Source organism: Moorena sp. SIO3I6 (genome assembly GCF_010672095.1).
Genome location: NZ_JAAHHU010001509.1, coordinates 1 through 1,203, shown reverse-complemented (window position 1 = coordinate 1,203; position 1,203 = coordinate 1). Strand labels below are relative to the sequence as shown.

Here is a 1,203-nt window from a genome sequence, read left to right as displayed (position 1 = left end):
TGTCTATCAACCGCCACGCTCAACGGACACTCTATTGCAAGAGTTTATTGCCCGTGGCCCCAATGATGCAGATGTTGCTACTGTATATGAAAGCATTGCCCTCTACCGTTGGGAACAAGCAGCCCAGACTCAAAGCAAGCCCTATCAGATTTATTATTTTAATCCCACCATTGAAACGGTTTCCACCGCAGCCATTGTCCGCAGAGATGTGAACTCGCAACAGGTAAAAGCAGCACGGAAATTCCTCCAATTCCTAACTGCTCCAGAACAACAAAAAACCTTTGTGCAATACGGTTTTCGTCCTGTGATTGGGGGTATTAATTTGCAATCTGTGTCCGGCAGTCCTTGGACAAAAGGTATTCCCGGTGCAAAAACTGACCCTAATTTAAAAAGCTTAGCACCACCAAATTCTGAGGTGATTGGGGAAATTCAACGGATGTGGAATCGGGTGCAATAGAGAGTCGGGAGTCGGGAGAAGAGTGTGGGGAGAGGGGGGAAACTCCCTGATTAAGGCGCTGCATCGCTATTCTCTGTTCCCGACAACTGCCGCGAAGTCTATGGCCTTTTCTATATTTTCTCGGCTACATAAAGTACTTAGACGTAAGAAACCTTCACCACTCGGACCAAATAAGCTACCAGGTACCCCAACAATCCCTGCTTTAAACAACAGTTGGTTAAAGACGTCCCAAGACGTCATTCCCTCCGCTCCTTTGACCCATATATAGGGATTATTAGTGCCACCAAAACAAGTCAGTCCAAAAGCTTCTAAACCTTCCTTGAGGATTCTGGCATTTTCCAGGTAATAGTTAACAATTTCTTGGCATTCTTGTTGGCACTGCTCGGACAAAGCCGCAATGCCCCCTTGTTGTGCTATATTAGAAGCACCCCAAAACCGGATAGATTGACCAATTCTAAACATTTCATTCAACTCTCCTGGCACAGTGCTTTCAAGGGTTAGGGCAACCGGAAGCACAGACCAACCTAATCTTAATCCAGAGAATCCAGCCGTTTTGGAAAAACTACCAACTTCGATGGCACATTCAGTTGCACCTTCTATTTCATAAATACTTTTAGGAATGTTAGGGTCGGTAATAAAAGCACTCAAAACAGCATAAAAAATAATCACAGACTTGTGACTTCTGGCATAGTCAACAAAAGCTTTGAGTTGTCCTTTAGTGGCAACTCCTCCTGTAGGATTATTAA

2 protein-coding genes are annotated in these 1,203 nt (G+C 44.6%); one reads left to right on the top strand and one right to left on the bottom strand.

Annotation, left to right across the window (positions count from 1 at the left end; translation table 11 throughout):
• On the top strand, nt 1–457 hold a 457-nt coding region (locus F6K49_RS50730), incomplete at its 5' end, for a substrate-binding domain-containing protein (protein WP_293110474.1).
• A 66-nt stretch (nt 458–523) separates the two neighbouring features.
• On the opposite strand, the gene F6K49_RS50725 is transcribed toward F6K49_RS50730, so the two are convergent.
• A partial coding sequence (locus F6K49_RS50725) for an aminotransferase class I/II-fold pyridoxal phosphate-dependent enzyme (RefSeq protein WP_293110472.1) occupies nt 524–1,203 on the bottom strand: 680 nt, incomplete at its 5' end.